The sequence below is a fragment of the Maricaulis sp. genome (genome assembly GCF_048270265.1).
GTDB lineage: Bacteria > Pseudomonadota > Alphaproteobacteria > Caulobacterales > Maricaulaceae > Maricaulis.
In genome coordinates, this window is record NZ_JBLWTD010000005.1 from 11948 (window position 1) to 38877 (window position 26930).

The window sequence follows — 26930 nt, forward strand, 5'->3', positions numbered from 1 at the left end:
CCGGGGCGCGCCTGTTGCGTTTCAACTCGACCGACCCCGATTTTCCATGGCGGGCTTTGACTTGCGTCCGGCTTTGGCTATGAAGCGCCCCAACAACACCTGCCTGATATCCGTTCCAATGGAGCCTGATCCTCATGACCGCCATCACCGACATCATCGCCCGTGAAATCCTCGACAGCCGCGGTAATCCGACCGTTGAGGTCGATGTGTTGCTGGAGGATGGCAGTTTCGGCCGCGCCGCCGTGCCCTCGGGCGCCTCGACCGGCCAGCATGAAGCGGTGGAAATGCGCGATGGCGGAGAACGCTATGGCGGCAAGGGCGTGCTCAAGGCGATCGCGGCGATCGAAGGCGAAATCTTCGAGACGATTGGCGGTTTCGATGCCGAGAATCAGCGCCGGATCGATGCGGCCCTGATCGAGCTCGACGGCACCCCCAACAAGTCCCGGCTTGGCGCCAATGCGACCCTGGGCGTTTCGCTCGCCGTCGCCAAGGCCGCCGCCGAGAGCTTTGGCCAGCCGCTCTATCGCTATATCGGCGGCCTCAATGCCCGCGTGCTGCCAACGCCGATGATGAATATCATCAATGGCGGCGCCCATGCCGACAATCCCATCGACTTCCAGGAATTCATGATCATGCCGGTCGGCATGGAGAGCTTTTCCGAAGCCCTGCGCTGCGGCTCCGAAATCTTCCACGCCCTGAAGGCGCGCCTCAAGGCTGATGGTCTCAACACCAATGTCGGCGATGAGGGCGGTTTCGCCCCGAATATCGCCACCGCCGAACAGGCGCTCGACGTCATCATGGCGGCGATCGAATCGGCCGGCTACAAGCCTGGCGAGGATGTCGCCCTGGCGCTTGATGTCGCCTCGACGGAATTCTTCAAGGACGGCAAGTATGTGCTGGCCGGCTCGGGCAAGACCCATGACAGCGAGGCCTTCGCCGCCTATCTGGAAACCCTGGTCAATGCCTATCCGATCATCTCGATCGAGGACGGCATGGCCGAGGATGACTGGGAGGGCTGGAAAGCGCTCACCACGCGCCTGGATGGCCGTTGCCAGCTGGTCGGCGATGATCTCTTCGTCACCAATCCGGAACGCCTGGCCCACGGCATCGAGGTCGGCGCCGCCAATTCCATCCTGATCAAGGTCAACCAGATCGGCACGCTGTCGGAAACCCTCGATGCCGTCGATATGGCGCTGCGCTCGGGCTATTCCGCCGTCATGTCGCACCGCTCCGGCGAGACCGAGGATTCGATCATTGCCGATCTCGCGGTCGCCACCAATTGCGGGCAGATCAAGACCGGCTCGCTGGCGCGTTCAGACCGTACTGCCAAGTACAACCAGCTCCTGCGCATTGAATCCGAGCTGGGTGATATGGGCGTCTATGCCGGCTCCAGCGCCATCAGCTAGGCCGTAACGCCCCGGGGGCATTCATGGATATCCATCGCCACAATGCCAAGGCCTGGAATGTCGAATCCGATGGCGGCGAGAGCCCCTGGTGCCAGCCGGTCGGCGCGGATGTGATCGCCGCTGCCCGGCGCGGCGACTGGTCGGTCATCCTCACGCCCAATAAATCCGTTCCGAAGGACTGGTTCGGCGAACTGGCCGGCGCGCGCGTGCTCTGCCTGGCCGGCTCGGGCGGGCAGCAGGCGCCGGTGCTGGCCGCCGCCGGAGCCGATGTGACCGTGCTCGATATCTCGGCCGCGCAATTGGCCAAGGACAGGCTGGTCGCTGACCGTGACGGGCTGGCGATGACGCTGGTCGAGGCCGACATGACGCGGTTGGCTGACCATATCAGCGGCCCGTTCGATCTGATCTGCCACCCGATCTCCAATCTCTTCATCGCCGATCTCGCGCCGGTCTGGCGTCAGTGCGCCGATGTTCTCCGGCCGGGCGGGCGATTGCTCTCCGGCTTCGTCAATCCGGACTTCTGGCTGTTCGATCATGATGAGCTCGAGGCCGGCGGGCCTTTGCAGGTCAGACACAAACTGCCCTTCGATGCGGCGCGGGACCTGCCGCCAGCGCTTGTACAGGGGCGAATCGAAAAGCACGAGGCCCTCGAATTCAGCCACAGCCTCCAGGCCCAGATTGGCGGCCAGATCGAGGCCGGGCTTCTGATCGCCGGTTTCTACGAGGATGACTGGTCGGATGCGGCAACCCCGCTCAACGCCTATATGCCGACCGGTTTCGCCACCCTCGCCATCAAACCGGATTGATCCGGCTCCGCGAGATAGATATGTCGCCGCCCGTTTCGATCGGCTAGGGTGACGTCCGGTATTGGAAACGGGGGGCGATGATGGGGATTTTCAGCAAGCTGTTTGTGATTCTGTCAGCTTCGCTCGGCCTCTTTGTCTCCGGACTGGATCTGCTCGAGCGCTTCGATGTCGATGTGAATGCCTGGCTGCGCGGCATCCCGCCGGTCATTGCCACCGTGCCGGAGCGCTATGGCGACTGGGTGGATCAATTCGTCCGGGAGCGGCTCGCTGCGCCGCAGAGCACCCAGATGGCCGCTCCGTCCGCCATGCAGGCGCCTGGCAGCAAGCCTGATGACACCGTGATCGTGGAGCAGGCGCGGCCGGCCGACCGGGATACGGCCGGCATGATGATCTCGGCGGGCGTGGCCGTCATGATGGCCCTGATCCTGGCCCTGATGTCGCGCGGGCTGTTCCGGCGCGAATGACGACCGGGCAGGCGGGGCAGCCAGCGGTCCGGACCGTCTCGATGGCCGCATTTGCGGCCCGGATATTACCGGTCCCTGAATCCCGGATTCATGCTTCTTAAAGCCTGATAGTGTTCTATCATCCCCAGAAGACAGGCCGCAAAGGCCGACAATCAGGGTGTGTGGCATTGGACGCGATCAAGCGTATTCTTCCCAGCTGTTTCCTCGCCGTCGCGATCGCCTATTTCGGCTTTCACGCGCTGACGGGCGAGCAGGGCGTGCTCAACTGGATCGTCGTCAAGAACGACCTCCACGCCGCTGAAATCGAACTCGCCGAAGCCCGCCTCGAACGTGAAGCCCTGGAAACCACGGCCGCACGCCTGCGCTCCGACAGTCTCGATCTCGACTATGTCGAGGAACGCGCCCGCACGATCCTGAATGTCGCCCATCCGCGCGACTTCATCGTCGAGATCACCACCGACGACGGCCGCTAGGCTCCCGCTTTCCACGGACAGACGCCGCGTCATACCCATGGCGCGCATTCGCATGTGATCCCCGTCCATGCCGGTTTCGCCGCAATCGCGAAATGTACCGGCTCCGCTTGCCCCCGATGGCCGCTTTCTGGTACAGGGCGGTAGCGAAACAGGGGAACGCGACGGTTATAGTTCGCGTACGAAGAAATGGCTGCGAAGCGCAAATCAACCACTGCTACCGTCAAGGCCGCCGGCAAGGACCAGCTGCTGCAATACTATTCCGAGATGCTGATGATGCGGCGTTTCGAGGAAAAGGCCGGCCAGCTTTACGGCATGGGCCTGATTGCCGGCTTCTGCCACCTCTATATCGGTCAGGAGGCCGTGGTGGTCGGTGTCCAGGCGGCGCTCGAAGAGGGCGACCAGGTCATCACCGGCTATCGCGACCACGCCCACATGCTTGCCAAGGGCATGGATCCCAATGGCGTCATGGCGGAGCTCACAGGGCGCGCCGGCGGTTATTCGCGCGGCAAGGGCGGCTCGATGCACATGTTCTCCCGCGAGAAGCACTTCTATGGCGGGCACGGCATTGTCGGAGCCCAGGTCTCGCTCGGGACGGGCCTGGCCTTCGCGGATCGCTACAAGGACAATGGCAAGATCTCGGTCGCCTATTTCGGCGATGGCGCGGCCAATCAGGGCCAGGTCTATGAGAGTTTCAACATGGCCCAGCTCTGGCACCTGCCGGTGGTCTATGTGATCGAGAACAATCAATACGCCATGGGCACCGCCGTCGGCCGCGCCTCGTCGGAAACCCATCTGCACAAGCGCGGCGCCTCCTTCGGCATTCCCGGCATCGAAGTCGACGGCATGGATGTCGAAGCCGTGCGCGCCGCCGCCGAAATGGCGGCCAAGCACGCGCGCTCGGGCGAGGGCCCCTTCATCCTGGAAATGAAGACCTATCGCTATCGCGGCCACTCCATGTCGGATCCGGCGAAATACCGCTCGCGCGAGGAAGTCGACGATATTCGTAGCCATCACGACCCGATCGATCTGATCAAGAAGCGTCTGATCGAGGGCGGCCATGCATCCGAGGACGACCTCAAGGCGATCGACAAGGAGGTGAAGGCCGTGGTCAATGCGGCTGCCGAATTCGCCAAGACCTCGCCGGAACCCGATCCGGCCGAGCTCTATACCGACGTATTGCTGGAGGCATGAGCATGACCCCGCAAGTGAAACATTTCCTCGAAAACTGGCACACCGCCGTGCGCAATCGTGATCGCGATCTGCTCGAATCCATCATTGCCGAGGGCTGCGAATTGCATTCGCCCGTGGTGTGGAAGCCATCGGCTGACAAGCATTACCTGCTGCACATCCTGATGGGCGTGATCTCGATCATCGAGGATTTCGACTACCGCAAGGAATGGGTCGACGGGAATATGGTCATTCTCGAATTCACCGGCACGGTCGATGGCAAGGGCCTGCTCGGGATTGACCGGATCACCATTGATGATGAGGGCCGCATGTGCCGGATCGAGGTGTTGATCCGCCCCCTCAACACGCTGATCGAATTTGCCACGCGCATGCGCGAACACGCCCTGCGCTACAAGCCTGAAGCCGCCAATAGCTGAGCGGCGTGCTCGCTGTGACCACAGACAGGAATTGACCGATGTCGATTGAAATCCTCATGCCCGCCCTTTCGCCTACAATGGAAGAGGGCACGCTGGCCAAGTGGAATATCAAGGAGGGTGACAGTGTCACGTCCGGCATGGTGATCGCCGAGATCGAGACCGACAAGGCGACGATGGAAGTCGAAGCCGTCGAGGAAGGCGTGGTCGCCAAGCTTCTCGTGCCCGAGGGCACCGAGAATGTGAAGGTCAATGCCGTGATCGCGATTCTGGCGGAAGAGGGCGAGGATGCGAGCGCTGTTGAAGCCGCTCCGGAAGCCAAGTCTGCCCCTGCGCCAGCCGTCGAACCCGAAGCTGCGCCCCAGGCTGCACCCGCCGCGGCACCAGCCATGCACGACCCTGAAATCCCCGCCGGCACCAAGATGATCTCGACCACCGTGCGCGACGCCCTGCGCGACGCCATGGCCGAGGAAATGCGCCGCGATGACACCGTCTTCGTGATGGGCGAGGAAGTCGCCGAATACCAGGGCGCCTACAAGGTCACACGCGGCCTGCTCGACGAGTTCGGCGCCAGGCGCGTTGTTGATACCCCGATCACCGAGCACGGTTTTGCCGGTCTCGGCGTTGGTGCCGCCTTCAACGGTCTTCGCCCCATCGTTGAATTCATGACCTTCAATTTCGCCATGCAGGCGATTGACCACATCATCAATTCCGCCGCCAAGACGCTCTACATGTCCGGTGGCCAGATGGGCTGTCCGATCGTGTTCCGCGGCCCCAATGGAGCCGCCAGCCGGGTCGGCGCCCAGCACAGCCATGATTATTCGTCCTGGTACGCCAATGTGCCCGGCCTGAAAGTCGTCGCGCCCTATGACGCCGCCGACGCCAAGGGTCTGTTGAAAGCCGCGATCCGTGATCCCAATCCGGTCGTCTTCCTCGAGCATGAACTGGTCTATGGCGAGAGCTTCGATGTGCCCGATCTGGAGGACTGGATCGTCCCCATCGGCAAGGCGAAGGTGCGCCGTGAGGGCACGGACGTCACCATAACCGCACACAGCCGGATGGTGGGATACGCCCTGCAGGCCGCTGAAATCCTCAGCGAAGAGGGCATCTCCGCCGAAGTGATCGATCTGCGCACCCTGCGTCCGCTCGACACCGACACGGTGGTCGCCAGCGTCAAGAAAACCAATCGCATCGTCTGCGCCGAAGAGGGCTGGGGCCGGATGGGCGTCGGCGCCGAGATCGCCGCCGTCGTCACCGCCGAGGCCTTCGACTATCTCGACGCCCCGCCAGCGCGCGTGCACCAGAAAGACGTGCCGCTGCCCTATGCCGGCAATCTGGAAAAGCTCTCGCTTCCGGGTGTTGAAGATATCCTGGAGGCGGTGAGGGCCGTCTGTTACGTGGAGTAGGGAAGATGTCCGAAGCTCAAGCCAAGAAGCCCCGCCACGGCGGCTGTCATTGCGGTGCCGTGCGCTTTGCCGCCATCCTGCCGGACAATGTCGTGGCCTTGTCGTGCAATTGCTCGATCTGCGCCAAGACCGGTTTCATCCATGTCATCACGCCGGGCGCGGATTTCCGCATCATGCACGGCGAGGACATGCTGACCGAATACCGCTTCAACACCGGCACGGCGAAGCATTATTTCTGCCGCCAGTGCGGCGTGGAAGCCTTCAACGTGCCGCGTTCGCATCCCGATGACTGGTCGGTCAATTTGCGCTGTTTCGATGCCGATGCCGGGCTTCTGCCCCGCTTCCAGGAATTCGACGGCGCCAATTGGGAAGCCAATATCGCAAGCATCAATCCAGAACGGGCCCCTGACGGGGCCAATGACGCCTGAGGCGAGGACCTATCATGTCGATCGAAATCACCATGCCCGCCCTGTCCCCGACGATGGAAGAGGGCACGCTTGCCAAATGGCATGTCAAGGAGGGCGACAAGGTCGAGAGCGGCATGGTGCTGGCCGAGATCGAGACCGACAAGGCAACGATGGAAGTCGAGGCCGTCGATGAGGGTGTGATCGGCAAGATCCTGGTCGATGAAGGCACGGAAGGCGTCAAGGTCAATGCCGTGATCGCCATTCTGCTCGAAGAGGGCGAGGATGCCAGCGCGATGGATAAGCCCGCTGCTGCGCCTGCCGCACCAGCTCCGGCGGCAGCTGCACCGGCCCCTGCACCCGCGGCAGCGCCGGCCACTCCGGCTGCCCCTGCGAAGGCCGCAGCCGAGGGCGATCGCCTGAAGGCTTCCCCGCTCGCCAAGCGCATCGCCGCCGACAAGGGCCTCGATCTCTCATCGATCAAGGGCTCCGGCCCGCACGGCCGTATCGTCAAGCGCGATGTCGAGAACGCCCAGCCCGGTGCTGCCAAACCGGCGACCGCCCCCGCTGCCGCACCGGTCGAGATCGACCAGGATGCCCCGCTGGCGCGCTATGGCATCGCCGCTGACCGCTATGACGTGGTCAAGGCCGACGGCATCACCAAGATTGCCGCCAAACGCCTGTCGGAGAGCTTCCGCGACATCCCGCACTTCCCGCTCAATGTTGATTGCCGCATCGACGCGCTGCTTGATTTCCGCAAGCGCATCAATGAGGCGGCCAGCGAGGGCGTGAAGGTCTCGGTCAATGATATCCTGATCAAGGCTGCCGGCCTGGCGCTCAAGAAAGTGCCCGCCGCGAATGCCTCCTGGATCGAGGATGGCCGTATCGCCCTGCACAAGCATGCCGACGTCTCGATGGCGGTGGCGATTGAGGGCGGGTTGATCACGCCGATCATTTTCGACGCCGACACCAAGGGCCTGGTCCAGATCTCCACCGAGAGCAAGGATCTCGCGGCCCGCGCCCGCACCCGCAAGCTCAAGCCGGAAGAATTCCAGGGTGGCACCTTCTCGCTGTCCAATCTGGGCATGTTCGGCATCCAGTCCTTCTCCTCCATCATCAACCCGCCCCAGGGCATGATCCTCTCGGTCGGCGCCGGCGAACAGCGCCCGGTGGTTACCAATGGCGCGCTGGCCGTCGCTACCGTGATGACGGTGACGCTAACCTGCGATCACCGCGTTGTGGATGGTGCGACGGGGGCGAAATGGATCGCGGCGTTCAGGACGTTTGTTGAAGATCCGATGACGATGTTGATGTAGCGGGAGATATCTCCGGCAATGCATAGAGTTGTCATCCCGGCCGGATGCCCGGCCCTGTGCCGGGCGCAGAGCCGGGACCTACCCGCTGCTCCAGCTGGACTGACGGGTAGGTCCCTGATCTGCGCCCCGCCTGCGCGGGGCATCCGTCAGGGATGACAACGTGTTATTGGTGTTGAGTTGGAGCAAGAGGACCCCGCAATGACCCAATCCGCCCAACTCGGCGAAATCCGCCATGTCGATCTGGTTCAGCCCAACCAGGCCAATCATCTCGGCAGCTATTTCGGCGGTGCCGCGATGGCGCAGATGGACAAGATCGCGTCCTTGGTCGCAGCGCGCCATGCCCGGCGGCCCTTTGTCACCGCCTCGTGTGACCGGATCGATTTTCGCGCCCCGGTGTTTGTCGGCAATCTGATCGAGCTCACAGGGCGCGTAAATCTCGTCGGGCGCACCTCGCTGGTGGTCGATGTCGAGCTGTCCGCCGAGGACATGGTCACCGGCGAACGCCATGTCTGCACCCGCGGCGGTTTCACCATGGTGGCCCAGGATCGCAAGACCAATCCGGCGCGCCTGCCGCCGGCCCCTGACCGGCTGATCGATTTTATCCCGTCACCGGCGGGATCGGCGCGGGTGCTGGAACTCGTTTTCCCCGGCGATACCAATACGCTCGGCCAATTGCTCGGCGGCAATGCGATGTCGCTGATGGGCAAGGCGGCGCAGATCGCCGCTTCGCGCCACACCCGCAGCCAGGTCGGAATGGCGGCGTCCAACAAGATCGATTTCATCGCCTCGACGCTGGAGGGCGAATTGCTCGATGTCACCGGGCAGGTGATCTCGGTGGGGCGCACCTCGATGCGTGTCGCCGTCCGGGCCGATGCCGAAAACCTGATGACCGGCGAGCGCCGACTGGTGGGCGAGGCGGAGTATGTGATGGTGGCACTGGATGAGGCGGGACGCCCGACACCGGCGAAGCCGCTCGGCTAGATCGCCGCGATCGGCAGCACCTTGGTCTGCAGCGCCGGTGCGCGTGCCAGATCATTGCATCGATGCCAGCCGGCAATCGAGAATCGCGGGGCGAGGGCGGGTGTCACCTCGTGCGGGATTTCTTCGCTGAGGAAGACGGCAAAGGTGCCGAATTCGGGCACGATATCAGTGATGGCTTGGTCATCGCTCTCGTCATAGAGGCGCAACAGGCCGCCATTTCTGCTGTGCCAGCCGGGATTGAGGTAGAGCACTGAGGACAGGATGCGATTGCGCGCGCCGCGGAAACTGTCCAGGTGGCGGCGATAGAAACCGCCCGGCTCGTAAACCGCGTAGTGCGCCTCAAAGGAAAACAGGCCTAGGGCCAGACGCTGGTTGAGCTGCAGCCGCAGGCTTTCCGCGAAATCGAGCCATCCTCGCTGCGCTGGACTGGCACCATCGAACCAGCGCGTCTTGTCCCGCCGGATCTCGCGGACCAGCTCATGATCAGTCGCACGGCCGATACCGGCTCGGCTGAGCTCGTCTTCCTGCCACAGCGTCATCGCCTCATCGCGCAAGGCAGTGAGCAGGGCGGTGTCGGTGATGGTCTGCTGCGACCAGCCCCGCCCGGTCAGGTCCTGGCACAGCCTGTCCGGGTTGAAGGCGGGGATGGCAGGCGGTGGCGCAATCTGCAGGGTCAAGTTTGGCGGGTCCGATCCAGTGAGCGCGGCGATTAGGCCGGGGCCGGGGCAGGGTCAATCGAAATCGCACACAGTGAGCGGCTTGCCTGACCCGGCGCCAGGCGGGATTGTAGCGCAAGCTTACAAGAATCGGAGTGGCAGATGCCGGTAGAATCCATTTCCCTGGTGGCCAAACACGCCCAGTTTGACGATGTCTGGGCGCCCAAGCGCGTCGCGAAGCTGGACAATTACGATATCAAGCTGGCCAAGGGGACAGGCAGTTTCGACTGGCACGCCCATCTCGACGCCGATGAACTCTTCCTGGTCACGCGCGGCAATCTTCGCATCGAGATCGATGGTCAGGACCCGGTCATTCTCGGGCCCGGCGAATTATGCGTCATCCCGAAGGGCGTGCGTCACCGTCCGGTCTGCCTGACTGACGAGGTGCACATCATGCTGCTGGAGCAGGCCGGGATCGTGAACACCGGCGATAATCCCGACAGCGACCTGACCCAGACGATCGAGGATATCTGATCCGGACTTGAATCGGGGCGGCGGGCCGGGCAGTCTTCAGGCTCGATCACGGGAGAGATCAGCATGGATGACGCATCGGGGCCGCAGGCCAAATTCCGCGCCATGGAAGAGGGAACGGCCGAGGACTGGGCCGCGATCGCCGGCGCTTTCGGGCCGTTTGCCGCCGCATTGCCGGATCGTGTCCTGACGCATTTGCGCCTGCTCGACGGCGATTATGGCGGCTTCCCGATTGACCGGCTGCAGCACTCCCTCCAGACCGCAACTCGCGCCCATCGCGACGGCCGTGACGAGGAATATGTCGTGATGGCGCTGCTGCACGATATCGGCGACACGCTGGGCAGTTATAATCACCCCGATATCGCCGCCGCCATACTGGCGCCCTTCCTGTCGGAAGAGAATAACTGGATCGTCGCCAAGCACGGGATTTTCCAAGGATATTATTTCTTCCACCATCTCGGGCTGGACCGCGATATGCGCGAGCAATTCCGCGACCACAAATATTTCGCGGCCTGCCAGGAATTCTGCGAGAAATACGACCAGACCGCCTTCGACCCCGACTATGCCAGCGAACCGCTCGACTTCTTCGAGCCGATGGTTCGCCGGGTGATGGCGGCGCCGAAGCGCTCCATCTATGCCGAGGCCCTGGAATAGTCAGCCGAGATTGAAGCGCGCCAGGGCGGCGCGGGCGATCGCCTCACCATGCTCCTGCACGAAATGCCCGGCTTCTGCGACTTCCATCGCTGGCGGGCAGTTGCGGATCTGTTTCTGTAGCCACGCCATCGCCGGTGGCCCGAGCACCGGGTCCTGCATGCCGACCGCCATGAAGCTTTCACCGGCCCATTTGTTACGCCAGAAATCCAGCGCCGCCAGTCCGGTATCGACGCCTTCCATGTCCGGGCGCGTCTGCACCAGGGCGGGAAAGCGGCGCACGCCGGCCTTGTAGCTGTCATCAGGGAAGGGGGCGTTATAGGCGGCCGCCTCGGCATCGCTCATGCCCGGTGTCGAGCGCTTCATCAGCTTGCCGACATCGAAGCCGGGCGTATTGGCGACATAATCGCGCCAGGCATCAAAGCCGGGCCCTGCAGCCTGGCCGATCCCGAGCGAGGTATTCATCACGATCAGGCGGGTGAAGCGGTCCGGATAGTCCATCGGCAGGGTGAGGCCGATCAGCCCGCCCCAGTCCTGGCAGACCAGGCCGATATCATTGAGGTCGAGGCGTTCGATCAGGGCTTTGACGGCATTGCGATGGAAATGAAAGGTATAGGCCTCGTCCTCAACCGGCTTGTCGGAGCGTCCGAAGCCAAAGAAATCCGGGGCGATGACGCGGGCGCCGGCGTCGAGGAAGACGGGAATCATCTTGCGATAGAGATAGGCCCAGCTCGGCTCGCCATGCAGGCACAGGAATACCGGCGCGCCGACCTTGGGCCCCTCATCGACATAATGCATGCGCAGGCCCTGATAGCCCGGCAGGTCGTCGACATAATTGGGCGCGTAGTCCCAGGCCGGCAGGGCCTGGAAGCGCTCATCGGGGGTTCGCAGGCTCTTGATCATGGCGGCGCTCTCCTGGGTTTGCGGCAGGATAGCCGCTTGGGGACCGCTTTTGCCAGCATTGATCCGGCCCCCGCCAAATGCTAATGGGCTGCAGGCGTCAACGTATTTATTTCGCACGTAAATAAAAGGATTTCGCGATGGTCGGCCAGGCATTTGATGTGATCGTGATCGGCAGCGGCCCCGGCGGCTATGTCGCGGCGATCCGCGCATCCCAGCTGGGTCTGAAGACGGCGATTGTCGAGCGGTCCGAACTCGGCGGTATCTGCCTCAACTGGGGCTGTATCCCGACCAAGGCGCTGCTGCGCACCTCGGAAGTCTATCATCTGATGCACAATGCCGAGGCCTTCGGGCTGAAGGCGGAAAAGATCAGCTTCGACATCGAGGCCATCGTCAAGCGCTCGCGCGGCGTGGCCGGACGCCTGTCCGGCGGCATCGCGATGCTGATGAAGAAGAACAAGATCGCCGTCATCAAGGGCGAGGCGAAGCTCGACAAGGGCGCGGACGCCCCGACCGTTGTCGTCGGCGCTGACCGCTACACCGCCAAACATGTCATCCTCGCCACCGGCGCCCGTGCCCGCACGGTTCCCGCTGCCGGTCTGGAACCCGATGGCGACAAGATCTGGACCTATCGCGAGGCCATGGTACCGACCTCGATGCCGAAATCCCTGCTGGTGATCGGCTCCGGCGCGATCGGTATCGAATTCGCCAGCTTTTACCGCAACATGGGCGCCGAGGTGACCGTGGTCGAAATGATGGACCGGGTTGTGCCGGTCGAGGACGCGGAAATCTCCGCCTTCGCCGCCAAGGCCTTCAAGAAACAGGGCATGACGTTGATGCTCTCCTCCCAGGTCGAAAAACTGGAAAAGACCGCCAAGAGCGTCAAGGTCTCGGTCAAGGACGCCAAGGGCGCCATCACCGTAGTCGAGGTCGAGAAGGTCATCCTCGCCATCGGGATTGCGGCCAATGTCGAAAATCTCGGCCTGGAAGCGCTCGGCGTGAAGATCGACCGCGGCCATGTCGTCAATGACGGTTTCGGCCGCACGAATGTCAAAGGCCTCTACGCCATCGGTGATGTCGCCGGACCGCCCTGGCTGGCCCACAAGGCGAGCCATGAAGGCGTTGTCTGCGTCGAGAAGATCGCCGGCAATGAGGTCCATGCCTTCGACACGTCCAACATTCCCGGCTGCACCTATTGTCACCCGCAGATTGCCTCTGTCGGCCTGACCGAAGCGAAAGCCAAGGAAGCCGGGCATGAGGTCAAGGTCGGCCGCTTCCCCTTCGTCGGCAATGGCAAGGCGATTGCGCTCGGTGACGACCAGGGCATGGTCAAGACCGTGTTCGATGCCAGGACCGGCGAATTGCTCGGCGCCCACATGATCGGATCGGAAGTCACCGAGCTGATCCAGGGCTATGTCGTGGCGCGCCAGCTCGAGACCACAGAGGCCGAGCTGATGCACACCGTCTTCCCGCATCCGACCCTGTCGGAAATGATGCATGAGAGCGTGCTCGACGCCTATGGCAAGGCGCTGCACATCTAGCGGGACGCGCCACGCGACAGTCCCTGCATCCAATCTGCCGTTTGCAGGCATCATAGCGTCAGAGATGACGCGACAGATGTCGCGCGGGAGGAATGAAGATGACCAAACTGATCCTGATGGCCAGCTGTGCCCTGGCTGTGACGGCCTGCACCAATTCCACCTATGGCCCGGCCGAAAACCGGTCCACGGAGAGCGCGGGCCTGGTGGCTTCACGGGATGTCGATGTCACCGGTGATGCCGATTTTGCCGGCATGCTGGTGCGCGCCAATGGCAATGTCGGCCGCGACCTCGAGCTCGCCGGAGCCTCGGTAACCTCCAATGCCGTGGTCGGCGGCGACCTCGCCGCAGCGGGCGCGTCGGTCCGTTTCACCGGATCCGTCCAGGGCAATACCGAGATCGCCGCAGCGAGGGCCTGGATCGATGCCGACCTGAATGGCGACGTGGAGATCGCCGGTGCCCGCGTCACCCTGGACGGCCGCGTGGGCGGAAGGCTCGATATGCACGGCGCGAGAATGCACCTGAAAGGTGAATATGCCGGCCCGGTAGAAGTGATCGGCGAGGGACGCGAGGACGAGGATCGGGTCCGCAACGGCCGCGCCATTCTCGCCGGCAATTTCGCTGGCGGGGGCGTGGTTTGCGCGACACATGTCGAAGTCCGCTCCAGCGCCCGTTTCGGCAGCGAGATGCGAATCATCGCCAGCGAGCGGCCCGAGGGCATGGTGTCCGGCTACAGCTATGAGCCGCTCAACGGACGAGACTGCGACACGATTGATACCTGAGGGCGAAGTGGGCGGGAGGCCGTTGGCGCTCCCGCCCCGCCGTTACCCTGCCGTTTCGGGAACAGGCGCCGCGACGCCTTCGCCCATCAATTCGGCGACCATGCGCTGGACCTTGCCGTAATCGGTCTTGCCGGTCCCCAACACGGGGATCGCCTCGACATGGATGATCTTGCGCGGGATCGACAGCTCGTTGATGCCGTGATTGCGCGCAAAGGCAATCAGGTCGGCACGATCCGCCTTGGCGTATTCGGTCAGCAGGATGATCTGTTCGCCCTTGCGCTTGTCGGGCAGCGCGGCCGCAGCGTGCATGCTGTCAGGCCAGAGCGAGGTGGCACAATTCTCCACGACGGCCAGCGAGACCATCTCGCCGCCCAGCTTGGCGAACCGCTTGATACGGCCCCGAATGCGCAGGAAGCCCCCGTCATCGACCGAAACGATGTCGCCGGTATCGTGCCAGCCATCGACCGGCGCCTCGAGCACCAGCGGCGCCGAGGGGCGGATATAGCCCTTCATGATGTTCGGGCCGCGAATGTGCAATTGCCCGCCATCATTGATTCCCTCGACGGGGATCAACCTGGCCTCACACCCGCCCATCAGCTGGCCGACCGTGCCGGGACGGTTGTTGTCGGGCTGGTTGACCGCCAGGACCGGCGCGGCCTCGGTCAGGCCATAGCCTTCGACGATCTCGACACTGAATTTCCGCCGCAGCATGGAACGGGTCTCGTCCTTGACCCGCTCCGCGCCGCAGACGGCAAAGCGCAGGGAGTTCAACTCCCCGTTCGTCGCGGCACGCGCGTATTGATTGATGAAGGTGTCCGTCGCGAACAGGATGGTGGAGCCGGTCTCGGCGATCCGCTTGACGATCGTCTTGGCCTGCAGGGGCGTCGGGTGACAGATCGTCGGCACACCCAGGCCCAGCGGCACCAGCACACCGCCGGTCAGGCCGAAACAATGGAAGGTGGGCAGCGGGTTGAACACCTTGTCGGTCGGCAGGATCCGGACATGGTCGCGGACCTGTTCGACATTGGCGAGCAGATTGGAGTGGCTCAGCACCACGCCCTTGGGATCGCCCTCGGTGCCGGAGGTGAAGAGATAGACGCCGGCCGAATCGGGTGAGGGGCGGGCCCGCACGGCCCACGGCGCAACCATTCCGACCGCTGCGGCGATCTTGTCGCCCAGGGTCAGGTTCTCGCGGACATCCTCGAGGTGAACAATCTCATGATCCTGCGCGAGCATGGCTTCAAGCTCGTCGAGCTCGCCCAGTTCGATAAAGCGCTTGGCCGTCACGATCCGCTTGCACTTGCACGCCTTGCAGGCGGCCTTGAGCGCCCGGTCGCCGGCGGTGAAATTGAGCATGGCCGGAACGCGGCCATACGCGGAGATCGCATAGAAGGAAATGATCGAGCCAACCCCGGTCGGGAGCAGGATGCCAACGGCCTCGCCAGGCTCGGTTCCCTGTTTGAGGGCATGGCCGAGCGCGAAGGCCGCCTTGACGATGTCGTTATAGCTCAGCTCGCGGCCATCGGCATCGATGGCGGCGATTCGCTTGCCGCCAAACCGGCCACGCGCCTGCAAGAGGGCTGAAAAAACCGATCTGCGGATACGGCGCAGGTCGAAATCGGCTCCGCGATAATGGGTGTTCGCCGAAATTTCCGCCGGCTCAAGCTCGGCGGCATCGGCGGCTGTTGTGTCAGCCATGCAAGTCCTCCCGGGCGCGTCCCTTGTTGGTGACGCTCATTATTGGGCGCGATCTTACTACTGCGAGCGCGAGAGGGAAACGATTTGGCCATCAGGGGCAGGGAGTCGGCGGGTCGATTTGTTGAAAGACGGAAATAATTTATCGATAAACAAAAAATGTTCTTGATATCGTTTTTCGATAATGTATGGTGATCATCAACGTTGGGGAGCGTAATTTTCACCGCTGTCGCGTGACAGGGTAGCAGTTTTGGAGACCGGAATGCGCAAGGCATTTGCAATAACGGCGGCGATGGCCGCCGCACTGGCGACCGCGGGTTGCGTCATCGTCGTGGGTGACAGTGATGGCGAGGTCAAGCTGCGCCATGACGACCGCAGACAGGACGGTTATGTCGTTCTCGATCGCGATGGCGATTACAGCCGCATCGGCGGCAATATCAATCTGCGTGGCCGTCTTGGCGGCGATCTCAGCCTGGTGGCTGGCGATGTCGAGGCCGACCAGTTGGCGGTTGACGGCGATGTTTCCATTGCCGGTGGCGATATCGATTTCAGTGGCCGGGTCGGGGGCGAAGCCTCCATTGCCGGTGGTGATATCGACTGGATGGCCGATGTCGGCGGCGAGCTGAGCCTTGCAGCCGGCTCGCTGGATGTAAGCGGTCACATCGGCGGTCCAGCCTCAATCGCGGCTGCGAGCCTGACCACGTCCGCCGATTTCAGTGACGGGCTCACCGCCAACGGCAATGCGGTCCATCTCGGCGGCAGCGTGTCTGGCCCCTTGCGCATCGTCTCGGTTGGAGAGATCCGGTCGCGGCGCGATTACAGCGACAGCGATGGCCGCGTTGAACTCATTGGCGCGATCCATGACGGCGGTGATATCTGCAGCCGTTCGGTGATTGTGACATCGACAGCGCGGATCAGCGGCACCTTGAGAGTCTGGGCGGAATCTGCGCCTGAACTTCAGCCAGGCGCCCAGGCCGGAAACCTTGTCTTCGTGCCGCGCAATGGCCGCGACTGCGAAGATGTGGACCCCGTCTTTGACCGGTCCTGAACCGGCATGGAACAATCCATCAACCATCCAACTGACCGCCGGGGGGCGCTGGGAGAGTCGTGATGAACATGTTTAAGCAGGTAATGGCCGCGGGGCTGGCCTTTTTCGCAATAACGGCGACGGGCTACGCCCAGGTCATCGGCGGAGAGGTCACGATTGATGGCAGCCGCGATGACATTCACTTTCTGGGGGGAGATCTGCATATTCGCGGCGATGTCGACGGTGATGTCTTTGCCATCTCCGGCGACGGCCGCATCGATGCCACCATCCATGGCGATGTCGAATTCTTCGGCGGTGACATTGATCTGAGTGGTGTTGTCGATGGCAGCGTCGAAATCGCTGGCGGCGACGTCAATATCGCGGCGGCGATCGGCGGAGATCTCAACGCGGCGGGCGGCGATGTCAGTATTGAAGGCGAGACCGGTGGCGAGCTCAACGCAGCTGGCGGCAGTGTTCGCATCGCAGCCATTGTGGGCGGCGATCTGCGCGCGGCCGGCGGCGAGGTGGTGATCGAAGCCTTCTCCACGGTTTCCGGCGACAGCCGCATTGTCGCCGACACGGTTGAGATACTCGGTACGCTGAACGGGGATGCCGATATTGAAGGCGGACATGTCATCCTGAGCGGTTCCTTCGGCGGCGATGTCGAGGTGACGGCCGAGGAACTCACAGTCCTGTCCTCGGCCCGTATTGGCGGCCTGCTCAGGGTCCGCAGCCCGGTCGAGCCCGATATTGCCGACGGCGCCAGCATCGGTGCTGTCGATTACGAATACGAGATGTTCAATTTCGGCGCGAAGCACTGGGACGATATCGACCTCGATTTCGATGGCCCCTGGGGTCTCATCGGTGCGCCCTTCCGCTTCATGGGCGGCATCTTCTCCGGCAGCGCCTTTCTGCTTGGCCTGCTCGCTGTCCTGGTTGCACCGCGCGGTGTCGCCGGTGTGGCTGCAGCCTTCCGCCGCCGGCCGCTGAGCGCCGGGGTGATCGGATTTATCAGCCTGGCCATGTCACCGATCGTCTTCGTGATGGTGACGATCCTGCTGGCGCTGACCCTTGTCGGGGCCTTGCTGATCCCGCTCCTGTGGCTGCTCTATTTCCCGATCCTGTTCCTGGCCTTCGCCTTTGGCGGTGTTGCCGTTGGCGATATGATCTTCAACCGCAATGGCGGCGAGCTGGGGCTCGGTATGCGCGCCCTCTCTCTCCTGCTGGTGATGGCAGTGATCTTCGCACTCGGGGTGATCCCGGGACTGGGTGCAACCGTTGGCGTACTGCTGCTGTGCATCGGTCTGGGCGCATGGATCCTCGCCCTTGGATACAATCGCGGTGGCACCCGTGGCGTGACGGCCGAGTCCGCGACCAATCAGCCCGATACCGCAAGCGAGGGGTGACGGCTGGCGAGGGGCGCGGTAATTCTATCCTGAACATGAAAGGCCAGCTGGCCGGAGGATAGACGATGCGCGCTTTTCAACTGATTGGCCTGGCTGCGGCGGCTGCGACACTCAATGTCGCGGTCGCCCAGCCTGTTCGCCAGACCGTCAATGACTGGCAAGATGCCTTCCGCCAGATGGAAAACGAGGACTGGCCAACCCCGAACCGGGAACGCCGCGCGACCGGTGCGCCAGGGCCCGATTACTGGCAGCAGCAGGTCGACTACGACATCCAGATCCATCTCGACGAACGCGAGAAGACGCTGACCGGCGCCGCCGCGATCAGTTATACGAATAACGCACCCGACACCCTCGACTTCCTCTGGTTCCAGCTCGACCAGAACCGTTTCCGGGCCGATTCCGTCGCCGTGATGACCGAGACGGTTGGTGGCGGCGGCCGCGCAGCGGGCCGTGTCGGCGCCGCGATGCCGGACGGGATCAGCGCCTATGCCGTGCGTCGGCGTCACCAGATCAGTGAAGATGGTTACGGCTATAACATCCATTCAGTGACGGACACCGCCGGCAATGCCATCCCGTTCACCATTGTCGATACGCTGATGCGAATCGATCTTGATGATGCGCTGGAGACCGGGGAATCCGTGATCCTGAACATCGAGTGGGGTTACCGCCTGATCGAAGCCAGCACGGTCGGTGGCCGCGCCGGCTGGGAATGTTTCGAGGAAACCGAGACCACCGGCGGCGATTGTATCTTCCAGGTCGCACAATGGTTCCCGCGTGCGGCGGCCTTCACCGATTATGAGGGCTGGCACACCAAGGCCTTCCTCGGCCGCGGCGAGTTCACGCTCGAATTCGGCGATTATGATGTCGCCATCACCGTGCCGCAGGACTTCCTGGTCGCCGCCACCGGCGAATTGCAGAATCCCGAAGATGTTCTCACCCAGGCCCAGCGCGACCGGCTTGAAGAGGCCCGCACCGCGAGCGATCCGGTCTTCATCCAGACCCCGGCCGAAGCGCGTGCCAATGAACGCCGCGGCACACGGTCCGAGGCGACCTGGCGTTTCCATGCCGAGAATGTTCGCGATTTTGCCTGGGCCGGCTCGCGCAAGTTCATCTGGGACGCGATGGGCGTACAGCAGGACGGGGAGGGCATCGCGCCCGACACCGTGATGGCGATGTCTTTCTACCCCAATGAGGCCGAGCCGCTCTGGTCGACCTTCTCGACCCGCACCATCGCCCATACGATGGAAGTTTATTCCTCCTTCTCCTTCCCCTATTCCTACCCGGTGGCGCAATCGATCGCCGGGCCGCAGGGCGGGATGGAATATCCGATGATCACCTTCAATGGTGGCCGCTTCACCGGTCGTCCGGTAGTCGATGAGGATGGCAATCTGACCTATTCGCGCGTCCAGAAACGCGGTCTGATCGGTGTCATCATCCACGAGATCGGCCACATCTATTTCCCGATGACGGTGAATTCGGACGAACGGCAATGGACCTGGATGGATGAGGGGATCAATACCTTCCTGCAATACCAGGCTGAACAGCAATGGGAGACCGGCTTCCCGTCACGGCGCGGCGATCCACGCCTGATCGCCGATTACATGGCCTCCTCCGAGCAAATGCCGATCATGACCCAGTCGGATTCGGTCCTGGCCTTCGGCGACAATGCCTACGGCAAGCCGGCCGTGGCGCTCGTGGTGCTGCGCGAGACGATTCTCGGGCGCGAGCTGTTCGATGAAGCCTTCCGGACATATGCCCGCCGCTGGCGCTTCAAGCGCCCGACGCCCTATGATTTCTTCCGCACGATGGAGGAGGTCTCCGGCGTTGATCTCGACTGGTTCTGGCGCGGATGGTTCTATTCCACTGACCACGTCGACATCTCGCTCGACCGGGTGGTCGAGGGCACCTTTGATACGCAGGACCCTGTCGTGGAGAATGCGCGTGAACGCGCCGAACTCGCGGCCCGGCCGGAGGCGCTGACGCCGCTGCGTGACCGTGAGGCGGGGATCACCACCTATGCCAGCCGCAATCCGGAAGTGGTGGAGTTCTATTCCGCCAATGACGCCCAGACCGTCACAGCGCGCCAGCGTGAGGCCTATACGCGCTATCGCGGTGACCTTGAATCCTGGGAGGCCGACATCCTCGCCAGCGGCGAGCGCGTCTATTATCTCGACTTCACCAATGAGGGTGGGGTGGTGATGCCGATCATCCTGGAATTCACCTTCGCCGATGGTTCCACGGAAATGGTCCGCATTCCGGCTGAAGTCTGGCGCTACAACCCCCGGCACGTCACCTGGACCTATCTCACGACGCGCGAAGTTGTCTCCGTCGAACTCGATCCACTGCAGGAAACCGCCGATTCCGATCGCTCGGACAATCATTTCCCGTCACGCATCGAACCGACCCGGCTGGAGCTTTACCGCACCGCGGCGACGGGCTCGAACATGATGGCCGATCAGGATCAACGCGTGACCCGGGATTCAATCCGGGCACGGCCGGAGTAGGGATGCGCGCGATCTTGCGAACCCTCGCCATTGCTCTGGCCGGAGCCTGCCTGTGGGCGGCGCCGGCCGCAGCCCACAGGGTTCATGCCGGTGTCACTGAAATCGCCATCTCGGCCACGACCGGCGAGCTGCAAATCAGCCACCGCGTCTATGGCCATGACCTGATCGAGGCGCTGGGCACCGAGGTCACCGACGAGGATGCCTGGTTCGCCTCTCCCGACGGCCTCGCGGCCACCGGAGCCTATGCCGCAGCGCATTTCCGGCTGGGCGAGGGGGACGGACGCCTGCTCGAGCCGGCCTATGTCGGTGCCGAGCTGGATGGCGAATTGTTGTGGATCTATTTCGCGGCACCGGCCCCAGCTGAAACATCTGCCTTCGTCGTCGACAATGATCTGCTGGCCGATGCGTTCGAGGACCAGGTGATGATGACGAACATCACGATCAACGGTGTCGTGCGCACGGCGATGCAGGGGCCCGGGCGCCGCGACCCCGTGCGGATACGTTTCGGGGGGCCTTAGGCCGCCAGATCCATCAGTTTCACTTCGCCGATCTCAACCCGGTTGCGGCCAGCCGCCTTGGCGCGGTAGAGCGCCTCGTCGGCGGCGCGGTAGAGTGCGCCGAAAGCGAGAGTAGCCGCTGACTGCGACAGTACTGCCCCGATCGAGACCGTGACGGCCAGTTCAGTCTCGCCGAAGCGGGCGCGCTCGTTCTCGATGGCGATTCCGAGCCGGTTGGCGGCGATGAGCAACTGGGTTGTGTCATCGACCTCAAAGATCACGGCAAATTCCTCGCCGCCGACGCGAGCGATGAAATCATGGGGACGCACCGCTCCCGCCGCCACGGCGCCCAGATGGCGCAGGACGGCATCGCCGGCATCATGGCCATGGGCGTCATTGACGTCCTTGAAATTGTCGATATCGAAAATCGCCAATGCGAACCGGCGGTCATGCTTGCGCGCCGAGTCCAGCCGCTTTTGGATTTCCTGCTCGAAGGCCCGCCGGTTGGGCAGGTCTGTCAGCGCATCGCAATGCGCCAAGTGCTCCAGTTGGGACTGCGAGTGGCCCGCGCTGAGAAGAAGATAGCCGTACATCGCGGCACACTCCGAAGCCATCAGGCCGAGCATGCCCAGCGGGATCACCGGGTTGTTGTCGTAAAGACTGCGCAGGTCGGGCTGTGTCAGCAATTGCCAGACGATCAGGGTCGAGAGCAGCAGTGTCGTTCCGCCCAGCGCAACGGCCAAGGTGAGCACACCCACGAGCCCGTCCCGGCGGATAATGAAATGGAGGCGGCTGATGGTGAGCAGATAGCACGACAGCAATGAGACAGCGTAGACGATGATCCGGCCCGTGACGGAGTCATCCACCGTGGAAAACCAGCTCATGCCAAGCACTGTCACGCCGACCAGGCCTGCATAGAGGGACAGCGGAAAAGGCCGGCCGGCAAAGCTCGCCGTGCCATGGACCAGCATCAGACTGCCGGACAGCGACACAATACAAATGCCAACGACCCACAGGGGATCGTGGATAGCCAGGCTGTTCTCCCAAAAGGACAGGGTCAGGCCCGCGGTATGGGTTGCCAGCCCGATCGCCCACCATTTCACGCCCGCGCTGTCGCGATGAATGCGCCAGTTGACGACATGCAGGGCGCACCCGATCACGAGGAGCAGGATCAGGGCCGTTGCGAGGGTTTTCGTGTCCAACATGCCCCGACTATCGGCCCGAAGGGTGAATCCCCTGTAGCCATTGCCGGGCGCACGCCCCGAACATCAGTCATTTTCTAATACAGGGTTAAGTCGGGGTGACCGGGACCAGTCAGGCCGCCAGTCCGATGGCGTCGATTTCGCCAACGACAACCCGGTTCCGCCCGGACGTCTTGGCGCTGTAGAGCGCCTGGTCGGCTGCCCGGTACAAGCCGTTGAACGCAAGGGCGGGGTCTGACGCCGCCAGCACCGCGCCAACCGAAATGGTGACGGGAATTTCATTGCCGCCGGCGGTCGGGCGGTTGATCTCGATCGCCAGCCGCAGGCGATTGGCCGCGATCACCAGCTCTGCGGCATCCTCGACTTCAAAAATGACGGCAAACTCCTCGCCGCCAACGCGGGCGATGAAATCATGCGGACGCACGGCATTCACGGCCACGCGCGACAAATGCTGCAGGACCGCATCCCCGGTATCATGGCCGAAATTGTCATTGACCTGTTTGAAGTGATCGACATCGAAAATCGCCAGTGCTGTCAACCGGTCCTGTTTGCGCGCCGAGTTGAGCCGCTGCATCACCGCCTGCTCGAAGGCGCGGCGATTGGGCAGGCCCGTCAATGAATCGCTGAGTGCCAGTTTCTGCAATTGCGCCTGCGAATAGCCGGTACTCAGGAGGAGATAGCCGAAAATCATCGTCGTCTTGCATGCGATGAGGGTCAGCATGGTCGGAGCGAGAACAGCGCTTTCGCCATACAGGCTCGTTATCTCCGGCTGGGTCAGCAAGTGCCAGCCAAGCAGGGTGACCATCAACACAACCAGGCTCACCATCGACGTGGCCAGCACGATCACGCCCATAGCTCCGTCGCGTCGCGCGATATGCCCGAGCCGAGTCAGGATCAGCGCGTTGCAGGCGAATTGCACCATGCCGAACATCACCAGGCGCATCGTGACCGACGGTTCGACCATGGTGAACCACACGGTTCCCACCAGAATAAACCCGGCCAGGCCGGCATAGATCGCACGCGGCAATGGGCGCTCGGCGAAGCTCGCAGTCCCGTAAACCAACAGCACGGTGCCGCCCAGCGCGAAGAAATTGTTTAGGGCAATCAGGATCGCGACGGGGGCGTCACTCGAATTGGTGAAGACCGAGCTGACAGCGCCAAGCGTTTGGAGACAAAGGCCGATCGTCCACCATTTCGCACCAGCGCTCTGGCGGTGCATGCGCCAGTTCACGAAGTGTAGCGCGCACCCGATGATCAGGATCAGGATGAGTGCTACCGATAGGGTCTTGGGATCGAGCATGGGACCTTATCGCAGCCAAACATGAATCCCGGGTAAGCAGGATGGAGATTTTTCGCTCCGCAACCCTTTGAGTTGCATGGGAAAATTACACATCTATTAACCATGGCGTTTCGTCAGGCAGGGCGGGGCGGACCGTGTCTACGGTGCTGGCATGCGGGCTTGGCTCCGCCAATCACGACGGGCTCCCTGTTGGCGGATCGCGTCGCGAGCCGCAGCCTCAACTTGATCCCCTTCGCGCTCCGGCATACATGCGTGCCATGGCCAATCTGATCGACAACACCGCCCACACCGCCGCTGCCGCCACCGCTTCGGAAACCCGCGCCGCACGGCATCCGGAAAAGCAGAAGCGCGCCGATACGCCCGTTTTGCGCAAGCCGGACTGGATCCGGGTTCGCGCGCCGCTGGGCAAGGTCTTCGCCGAGACCCAGAAGATCGTCACCGAAGGCGCGCTGGTCACCGTGTGCCAAGAGGCGGGCTGCCCCAATATCGGCGAATGCTGGGAGCAGAAGCACGCCACTTTCATGATCCTGGGCGATACCTGCACCCGCGCCTGCTCTTTCTGTAACGTCAAGACCGGCCTGCCGGGGCCCGTCGACCATGACGAGCCGCGCCGCGTCGCCGAAGCGGTCGCCCAGATGGGGCTGAAGCATGTCGTCATCACCTCGGTGGATCGCGATGATCTTGCCGATGGCGGCGCGCAGCATTTCGTCGAGGTCATCGAGGCGATCCGCCAGGCCGCACCGGGCACGACGATCGAGATTCTCACGCCTGATTTTCTGCGCAAGACGGGAGCTGCGGAAACCGTCATCGATGCGCGCCCAGATGTCTTCAACCACAATCTGGAAACCGTGCCGCGCCTCTATCTCTCGATCCGTCCCGGCGCCCGCTATTACCATTCCCTGCGCCTGCTGGAACGGGTCAAGGAGCGTGATCCGGAACAATTCACCAAGTCCGGCATCATGGTCGGTCTCGGCGAGGGCAAGGAAGAGGTCATGCAGGTGATGGACGACATGCGCTCCGCCGGCATCGATTTTCTGACCATCGGCCAGTACCTGCAGCCGACGCGTAAGCACGCGGCCGTCGAGCGCTTTGTGACGCCCGACGAGTTCAAGGCCTATGAGACGATTGCCCGCGCCAAGGGCTTCCTCATGGTCTCGGCGACACCGCTCACGCGCTCCAGCCATCATGCCGGCGAGGATTTCGCCCGTCTGCGCGCGGCGCGGGAAGCCTCACTGGGCCGGGTGTGACCGTCAATCTGACCGAGACTTTGCGGCTGTATCACGCCGCCGATGATCTGTTCGATCTCGTCTCGGATGTTCGCCGCTATCCCGATTTCATCCATCAGATCACCGCCATGCGGGTGCTGAAGGAAAGGAAGACCGGCTCCGTCACCGAGCTGACAGCCGAGGCGCGCATCCGCTATAAATTCGTCACCGAGCGCTTCACCAGCGCGGTGAGGGCGGATGCCGAGGCGCGCACGATCGATGTCGGCTTCGTCGCCGGTCCCTTCCGGGTGCTGGAGAATGCCTGGCGCTTCTATCCCCTGTCCGACGGCTCAACCCTGGTGCGGTTTCACATCAAGGCAGCGTTCCGGAACATGGTGTTGCAGATGCTGCTCGACAGCCAGCGCGAACGGGCCGCCCACATCCTGGTCAAGCGCTTCTCCGACGAGGCAGCGCGCCGCTACCCATCAGTCGGCGATCCCGATCTCGATCTGGGCGATGAGATCGACGCCCTCACACAATAGATCCAGCGCGGTCTCGACCGAGGCCAGGCGCACATTCGTGCGGCCGCGATCACCAAAGCGCCGGCACAGCACGCGGGTCGGGTGATCGCGCACGGCGAGGCCGAAATAGACCAGGCCCGCCGGCTTGTGCCGCGTGCCTCCCGGTCCGGCGACACCGGTCACGGATACGGCGATATCGGCATTGGACTTGAACAGGCATTGCTGCGCCATCCGGCTGGCCACCTCGGCGGAGACAGCGCCATGGGCGTCGATCACGGCCATCGGAATGCCGAGCAGTTCGCACTTGGCCTCGTTGGAATAAGTCACGACGCCACGCTCGAACACGTCCGACGAACCGGCAATACTGGTGATGAGGCCCGCCAGAAGCCCGCCCGTGCAGCTCTCTGCCGTGGCCGCCAGGATGCCGGCCGTGCGGGCGTCATCAAGAAATTGCGCCGCTTTTTTATCGAGTTGCGTCGGGAACATCATCTCATCCTTGCTGTAATGATCGCCTGGGCGGCCAGGCCTTCGCCGCGGCCTGTAAAGCCGAGCTTCTCTGTCGTCGTGGCCTTGATATTGACCCGCCGCAGATCGAGGCCGAGCAATTCGGCCACGCGGGCCCGCATGGCGTCGCGGTAGGGCCCGACCTTCGGGCGCTCGCCAATCAGGGTGATGTCGGCGTGGAGGGTGGTGCCGCCCGCCTGTTGCAGCAGCTCAAGCGCATGGAGCACGAAACGGTCCGAGGCGGCGCCTTTCCAGCGCGCATCGCTCGGGCTGAAATGCTGGCCGATATCGCCTTCACCAGCGGCGCCGAGAATGGCATCGGTGAGGGCGTGCAGGCCGACATCGGCATCGGAATGACCGACCAGGCCCAGCCCCTCACGGATCTCGACGCCGCACAGCATCATCGAGTCCGCCGCCTCCAGCCGGTGCACATCAAAGCCCTGGCCGGTCACGGTGATAGAGGAAGCTGCGCCCAGCATCGCCTCAGCGCGTGCGAAATCATCGGGTGTCGTCAATTTGAAATTCCCTGATTCGCCGCGAACGGTCTGGACTTTCATACCCGCACGCAAGGCCACGGCGGCGTCATCGGGCAGGGCGGTTTCACCAAGCCCCCGATAGGCTTGCATCAGCTCCGTCATGCGAAAGGCCTGCGGTGTCTGGGCCGCCGCGACCTCATCGCGGTTGACGGCCGCAACGAGTTGGCCGCTGGCGTCCAGTTGCATCAGGGCATCGGCACCGGTCAGCGCCGGCAGAACGGCGGCGTGATCGCGCAGCGCATCGGCCAGGCGCGTGATCAGATTGTCGCTGAGAAAGGGGCGGGCGGCATCATGGATCATCACGGCATCAACGCCGGCGGTTTCCATGGCCTGCAGTCCGGCCCATACGGAGGCCGTACGCGTCTCGCCGCCGGTCACGGTCTCGACCTGGCCAGCCAGCAGCGGAGCCAGCGCGTTGAATCGCGGGCCATCTTCGGCGCCGATCACCACGATCACCGGCCCGATCGCCGGATGGGCCAGAAACACGTCCAGTGTCCGTGCCAGCACAGGGCGGCCAGCGATCTCGCGGTATTGCTTGGGCACATCGCTGCCGGCGCGTGTCCCGCGGCCACCCGCTACAATAATGGCACCGATTTTCATATTCAGGTCTCGTCCATT

General features: G+C 63.1%; 27 protein-coding genes. 20 read left to right on the top strand and 7 right to left on the bottom strand.

The window, feature by feature from the left end; translation table 11 throughout:
- Positions 1 to 134 precede the first annotated feature (134 nt).
- The 10 genes from eno (at position 135) to ACN0YF_RS03835 (ending at position 8857) form a co-directional block, all read left to right on the top strand.
- On the top strand, positions 135 to 1406 hold the full coding sequence (gene eno / locus ACN0YF_RS03790; protein ID WP_417493405.1) for a phosphopyruvate hydratase: 1272 nt from the start codon (positions 135 to 137) through the stop codon (positions 1404 to 1406).
- A 23-nt stretch (positions 1407 to 1429) separates the two neighbouring features.
- A complete protein-coding gene (locus ACN0YF_RS03795) occupies positions 1430 to 2212 on the top strand; it encodes a class I SAM-dependent methyltransferase (protein ID WP_417493406.1) in 783 nt (260 codons plus the stop codon).
- Between the two features lie 77 nt (positions 2213 to 2289).
- A complete protein-coding gene (locus ACN0YF_RS03800) occupies positions 2290 to 2676 on the top strand; it encodes a hypothetical protein (protein WP_417481823.1) in 387 nt (128 codons plus the stop codon).
- 167 nt (positions 2677 to 2843) lie between these two features.
- Positions 2844 to 3149 carry an FtsB family cell division protein gene (locus ACN0YF_RS03805; RefSeq protein WP_417481822.1) on the top strand — a complete coding sequence of 102 codons (306 nt, stop codon included), beginning with the start codon at positions 2844 to 2846 and terminating at the stop codon, positions 3147 to 3149.
- 186 nt (positions 3150 to 3335) lie between these two features.
- A complete protein-coding gene (gene pdhA / locus ACN0YF_RS03810) occupies positions 3336 to 4340 on the top strand; it encodes a pyruvate dehydrogenase (acetyl-transferring) E1 component subunit alpha (protein WP_417493407.1) in 1005 nt (334 codons plus the stop codon).
- Positions 4337 to 4753, top strand: coding sequence for a nuclear transport factor 2 family protein (locus tag ACN0YF_RS03815; RefSeq protein ID WP_417493408.1), 417 nt, complete (start codon positions 4337 to 4339; stop codon positions 4751 to 4753). The genes pdhA and ACN0YF_RS03815 overlap by 4 nt, the downstream gene beginning before the upstream one ends.
- 38 nt (positions 4754 to 4791) lie before the next feature.
- On the top strand, positions 4792 to 6156 hold the full coding sequence (locus ACN0YF_RS03820) for a pyruvate dehydrogenase complex E1 component subunit beta (RefSeq protein WP_417493409.1): 1365 nt from the start codon (positions 4792 to 4794) through the stop codon (positions 6154 to 6156).
- Positions 6157 to 6161: 5 nt separating this feature from the next.
- A complete protein-coding gene (locus ACN0YF_RS03825; RefSeq protein WP_417481818.1) occupies positions 6162 to 6584 on the top strand; it encodes a GFA family protein in 423 nt (140 codons plus the stop codon).
- A gap of 14 nt (positions 6585 to 6598) precedes the next feature.
- Positions 6599 to 7876, top strand: coding sequence for a pyruvate dehydrogenase complex dihydrolipoamide acetyltransferase (locus ACN0YF_RS03830; protein WP_417493410.1), 1278 nt, complete (start codon positions 6599 to 6601; stop codon positions 7874 to 7876).
- A 198-nt stretch (positions 7877 to 8074) separates the two neighbouring features.
- A complete protein-coding gene (locus tag ACN0YF_RS03835; protein WP_417493411.1) occupies positions 8075 to 8857 on the top strand; it encodes an acyl-CoA thioesterase in 783 nt (260 codons plus the stop codon).
- On the opposite strand, the gene ACN0YF_RS03840 is transcribed toward ACN0YF_RS03835, so the two are convergent.
- Complete coding sequence (locus ACN0YF_RS03840) at positions 8854 to 9534, bottom strand: 2OG-Fe(II) oxygenase (RefSeq protein ID WP_417493412.1); 681 nt, start codon at positions 9532 to 9534, stop codon at positions 8854 to 8856. The two genes, ACN0YF_RS03835 and ACN0YF_RS03840, sit on opposite strands and share 4 nt — an antisense overlap.
- 141 nt (positions 9535 to 9675) lie before the next feature.
- On the opposite strand from ACN0YF_RS03840, the gene ACN0YF_RS03845 reads away from it, so the two are divergent.
- Positions 9676 to 10047: a cupin domain-containing protein gene (locus ACN0YF_RS03845; protein ID WP_417481812.1), complete on the top strand. Its 372-nt coding sequence runs from the start codon at positions 9676 to 9678 to the stop codon at positions 10045 to 10047.
- A gap of 63 nt (positions 10048 to 10110) precedes the next feature.
- Entirely contained in the window at positions 10111 to 10698 is a 588-nt protein-coding gene (locus tag ACN0YF_RS03850; RefSeq protein WP_417493413.1) for an HD domain-containing protein, read from the top strand.
- On the opposite strand, the gene ACN0YF_RS03855 is transcribed toward ACN0YF_RS03850, so the two are convergent.
- Positions 10699 to 11598 (bottom strand): haloalkane dehalogenase, encoded by a 900-nt coding sequence (locus ACN0YF_RS03855; protein WP_417493414.1) that lies wholly within the window; start codon positions 11596 to 11598, stop codon positions 10699 to 10701.
- Between the two features lie 137 nt (positions 11599 to 11735).
- Between ACN0YF_RS03855 and lpdA the strand changes: the two genes are divergently transcribed.
- Together lpdA and ACN0YF_RS03865 are read left to right on the top strand one after the other, a co-directional pair.
- Positions 11736 to 13136 carry a dihydrolipoyl dehydrogenase gene (gene lpdA, locus ACN0YF_RS03860; RefSeq protein WP_417493415.1) on the top strand — a complete coding sequence of 467 codons (1401 nt, stop codon included), beginning with the start codon at positions 11736 to 11738 and terminating at the stop codon, positions 13134 to 13136.
- 98 nt (positions 13137 to 13234) lie between these two features.
- A complete protein-coding gene (locus tag ACN0YF_RS03865; RefSeq protein WP_417493416.1) occupies positions 13235 to 13915 on the top strand; it encodes a hypothetical protein in 681 nt (226 codons plus the stop codon).
- Between the two features lie 42 nt (positions 13916 to 13957).
- Here ACN0YF_RS03865 and ACN0YF_RS03870 read toward each other — a convergent pair whose 3' ends face one another.
- Positions 13958 to 15613: an AMP-binding protein gene (locus ACN0YF_RS03870; protein ID WP_417493417.1), complete on the bottom strand. Its 1656-nt coding sequence runs from the start codon at positions 15611 to 15613 to the stop codon at positions 13958 to 13960.
- Between the two features lie 259 nt (positions 15614 to 15872).
- Here ACN0YF_RS03870 and ACN0YF_RS03875 point away from each other — a divergent pair, with 259 nt between their 5' ends.
- The 4 genes from ACN0YF_RS03875 to ACN0YF_RS03890 all read left to right on the top strand — a co-directional run bounded on the left by ACN0YF_RS03875 (position 15873) and on the right by ACN0YF_RS03890 (position 21065).
- On the top strand, positions 15873 to 16658 hold the full coding sequence (locus ACN0YF_RS03875; RefSeq protein WP_417493419.1) for a hypothetical protein: 786 nt from the start codon (positions 15873 to 15875) through the stop codon (positions 16656 to 16658).
- Positions 16659 to 16720: 62 nt separating this feature from the next.
- Complete coding sequence (locus tag ACN0YF_RS03880; protein WP_417493420.1) at positions 16721 to 18043, top strand: hypothetical protein; 1323 nt, start codon at positions 16721 to 16723, stop codon at positions 18041 to 18043.
- Positions 18044 to 18108: 65 nt separating this feature from the next.
- A complete protein-coding gene (locus tag ACN0YF_RS03885; protein WP_417493421.1) occupies positions 18109 to 20547 on the top strand; it encodes a M1 family metallopeptidase in 2439 nt (812 codons plus the stop codon).
- A 2-nt stretch (positions 20548 to 20549) separates the two neighbouring features.
- Positions 20550 to 21065 carry a DUF6702 family protein gene (locus ACN0YF_RS03890; RefSeq protein ID WP_417493422.1) on the top strand — a complete coding sequence of 172 codons (516 nt, stop codon included), beginning with the start codon at positions 20550 to 20552 and terminating at the stop codon, positions 21063 to 21065.
- Here ACN0YF_RS03890 and ACN0YF_RS03895 read toward each other — a convergent pair.
- Positions 21062 to 22249: a GGDEF domain-containing protein gene (locus tag ACN0YF_RS03895; protein ID WP_417493423.1), complete on the bottom strand. Its 1188-nt coding sequence runs from the start codon at positions 22247 to 22249 to the stop codon at positions 21062 to 21064. The genes ACN0YF_RS03890 and ACN0YF_RS03895 overlap by 4 nt on opposite strands.
- Before the next feature lie 109 nt (positions 22250 to 22358).
- Positions 22359 to 23546, bottom strand: a complete 1188-nt coding sequence (locus ACN0YF_RS03900) for a diguanylate cyclase (protein WP_417493425.1) — start codon at positions 23544 to 23546, stop codon at positions 22359 to 22361.
- Between the two features lie 257 nt (positions 23547 to 23803).
- On the opposite strand from ACN0YF_RS03900, the gene lipA reads away from it, so the two are divergent.
- The gene (lipA, locus tag ACN0YF_RS03905) at positions 23804 to 24793 is read left to right on the top strand and encodes a lipoyl synthase (RefSeq protein WP_417493426.1); all 990 of its coding nucleotides are present in this window, start codon (positions 23804 to 23806) and stop codon (positions 24791 to 24793) included.
- On the top strand, positions 24790 to 25293 hold the full coding sequence (locus ACN0YF_RS03910) for a type II toxin-antitoxin system RatA family toxin (RefSeq protein ID WP_417481799.1): 504 nt from the start codon (positions 24790 to 24792) through the stop codon (positions 25291 to 25293). The genes lipA and ACN0YF_RS03910 overlap by 4 nt, the downstream gene beginning before the upstream one ends.
- Here ACN0YF_RS03910 and ACN0YF_RS03915 read toward each other — a convergent pair.
- Together ACN0YF_RS03915 and ACN0YF_RS03920 are read right to left on the bottom strand one after the other, a co-directional pair.
- A complete protein-coding gene (locus ACN0YF_RS03915) occupies positions 25237 to 25758 on the bottom strand; it encodes a CinA family protein (RefSeq protein WP_417493427.1) in 522 nt (173 codons plus the stop codon). The genes ACN0YF_RS03910 and ACN0YF_RS03915 overlap by 57 nt on opposite strands.
- Positions 25758 to 26912, bottom strand: coding sequence for a bifunctional 2-C-methyl-D-erythritol 4-phosphate cytidylyltransferase/2-C-methyl-D-erythritol 2,4-cyclodiphosphate synthase (locus tag ACN0YF_RS03920; protein WP_417493428.1), 1155 nt, complete (start codon positions 26910 to 26912; stop codon positions 25758 to 25760). The genes ACN0YF_RS03915 and ACN0YF_RS03920 overlap by 1 nt, the downstream gene beginning before the upstream one ends.
- Positions 26913 to 26930: the final 18 nt, after the last annotated feature.